Source organism: Alcanivorax sp. (assembly GCF_014762765.1).
Lineage (GTDB): Bacteria > Pseudomonadota > Gammaproteobacteria > Pseudomonadales > Alcanivoracaceae > Alcanivorax.
On sequence record NZ_JABURH010000177.1, the window covers coordinates 1 to 2,662 of the forward strand.

Here is a 2,662-nt window from a genome sequence, read left to right on the forward strand (position 1 = left end):
GAGGCACCAGTTCGTACAGCCTGCCACCACGCCTGACCCGCGCCTTGAAACTTGAAACTTGCAACTTGCCACCCGCCCCGATTACCCCACCCTATGGCACAGACAGGCCCCTTGATATTTCTATAACCGCCTGATTGGGCTAGACTGCTTCACCTCTACAAAAGGAGTGTCAGCCAGAGCCGCCCGCCATAGAACGGGGCCCGGGGCCTCCAGCAACGACAGGTAGTAAAGACCATCATGACCGATAAACAGGTAGACGATCTCAATATCGCTTCACAGGAAGTGTTGATCACCCCCAATGCGCTGAAGGCAGAGCTGCCGCTTTCCGACAATGCTCGCCAGACCGTGATTGAGGGCCGCGAGACGATCCGTAATATCCTCGACCGCAAGGACCACCGTCTGTTCGTGGTGATTGGCCCCTGCTCTATCCATGACACCAAGGCGGCCATGGAGTATGCGCAGAAGCTGAAGGCGCTGGCCGAGGAAGTGAAGGACACTATCTACCTGGTGTTGCGTGTCTATTTTGAAAAGCCCCGCACCACCGTGGGCTGGAAGGGGCTGATCAACGACCCCTACATGAACGATTCCTTCAAGGTGCAGGACGGCCTGCACATTGCCCGCAAGCTGCTGCTGGATGTGGCCGAGCTGGGCCTGCCCTCTGCTACCGAGGCGCTGGACCCGACCACCCCGCAGTACCTGCAGGACCTGATTGCCTGGAACGCCATCGGCGCCCGCACCACCGAAAGCCAGACCCACCGGGAAATGTCCTCCGGTCTGTCCAGCCCGGTGGGCTTCAAGAACGGCACCGACGGCAGTCTGGATGTGGCGGTGAACGCCATGCTCAGCGTCAAGCACCCGCACCGTTTCCTGGGTATCGACCCGGAGGGCCGTGTGGCGCTGACCACCACCAAGGGCAACCAGTACGGTCACGTGGTACTACGTGGTGGCGGCGGCAAGCCCAACTATGATTCCGTGTCCGTGGCCCTGGCCGAGCAGGCGCTGGAGAAAGCCGGTGTCTCCACCAACATCATGGTGGATTGCTCCCACTCCAACTCCAACAAGGACCCTAGCCTGCAGCCGCTGGTAATGGAGAACATTGCCAACCAGATTCTGGAAGGCAACCAGTCCATTGTTGGCTTGATGGTGGAATCGCATCTGAAGTTCGGTAACCAGAAGCTCCCGGCGAATCTGGAAGACCTGGAATACGGCGTATCGATTACCGATGGCTGTATCGCCTGGGACACCACCGAGAAAGCCATTCGCGAGATGGCCGACAAACTGCGTGAGGTGCTGCCCAAGCGCAACAGCTGATCGCAGGCTGATACGAAGAAGCCGCCTTGATGGCGGCTTTTTTGTGTCCGGGGTTTTGATCCTCTGTAGGAGCGCCTCTCGAGGCGTTCCTACAAGGGAGGCCCCATAAAAAAAGCCCGGCGCGAAAGCCGGGCTTTTTTATCTCTGGTTGGCCTGCGCTGTTACAGCAGCCCGCCCAGCAAGGTGTCGAACAGATCGGTCAGCGGGTTGTCTTCCGCATCCACTCCGCTCGCTTCTTCCAGCAGACAGCCCAGACCCAGGGTCAGGGAGACGTCGCCTTCATCGTTGGTACCGTTCAACAGGGAGCATTCTTCAGACAAGGGAATGTCCAGAAACTCGATGTTGTCCAGAGACTCGATGAAACAGGCTGTCGGATCCACGCTGCCAGTGGCAGAGGTTTCCGGGCAAACCTGCTCGGTCAGCGGGTTCGGCTCGCTCAGCGGACCCAGCAGCTCTTCCAGAGCGGCAAAGCCTGCGCCCGCTTCTGCCAGACAGTCGGTGGGAGTGGAAGGACCAATCTCACTCTCAGCGGTTTCCGGGCAGAACTGAGCCAGCACTGGTGCCAGCGGGTTATCGCCACCACCCGGCATGCCACCACCGGCTGCTTCCATAAAGCAGGCAGCAGGATCAATCGGCGGGTTGGCAGAGGTTTCCGGACAGAGCGCCTCGGTTAGCGGATTGGAGCCCAGCAGCAGCTCCTCCACGTTACCAAAGTTGCTTCCCGCCTCAGTCAGACAGTCAAAGGGAGTGGTCGGACCCAGGTCAGCGTCTGCGGTGTTGGGGCAGAACTGCGCCAACAGCGGCTCCAGCGGGTTGCCGTCAGCACCCGGCAGACCACCGCCACCGGGGGCGAAGCCACCAGCCGCTTCCATGAAGCAGGCGGCCGGATCAATCGGGCTATTGGCCGCCGCTTCCGGGCACAGTTGCTCGGTCAGCGGGTTGGAACCCAGCAGCAGGTCCTGCACGTCGCCGAAGTTACCACCGGCTTCGGTTAGACAGTCGATCGGAGTCGTCGGACCCAGGTCGGCCATGGAAGTTTCCGGGCAGAACTGCGCCAGTACCGGCTCCAGCGGGTTGCCATCGGCACCCGGCAGACCACCGCCACCCGGGGCAAAGCCACCAGCGGCTTCTTCGAAACAGGCGGCCGGATCAATCGGGCTATTGGCCGCCGCTTCCGGGCACAGTTGCTCGGTCAGCGGGTTGGAACCCAGCAGCAGGTCCTGCACGTCGCCGAAGTTACCACCGGCTTCGGTTAGACAGTCGATCGGAGTCGTCGGACCCAGGTCGGCCATGGAAGTTTCCGGGCAGAACTGCGCCAGTACCGGCTCCAGCGGGTTGCCATCGGCACCCG

1 protein-coding gene and 1 pseudogene are annotated in these 2,662 nt (G+C 61.1%); one reads left to right on the forward strand and one right to left on the reverse strand.

What is annotated here, in order from left to right:
• Positions 1-237 precede the first annotated feature (237 nt).
• Positions 238-1,311 carry a 3-deoxy-7-phosphoheptulonate synthase gene (locus HUJ17_RS12860; RefSeq protein WP_290511066.1) on the forward strand — a complete coding sequence of 358 codons (1,074 nt, stop codon included), beginning with the start codon at positions 238-240 and terminating at the stop codon, positions 1,309-1,311.
• Between the two features lie 161 nt (positions 1,312-1,472).
• Here the strand turns inward: HUJ17_RS12860 and HUJ17_RS12865 are convergent.
• A pseudogene (locus tag HUJ17_RS12865) lies at positions 1,473-2,662 on the reverse strand (hypothetical protein); the annotation flags it as partial.

Coding starts and splice junctions, on each gene's coding strand:
- HUJ17_RS12860 (WP_290511066.1), top strand. CDS start 238: ATGACCGATAAACAGGTAGACGATCTCAATATCGCTTCACAGGAAGTG.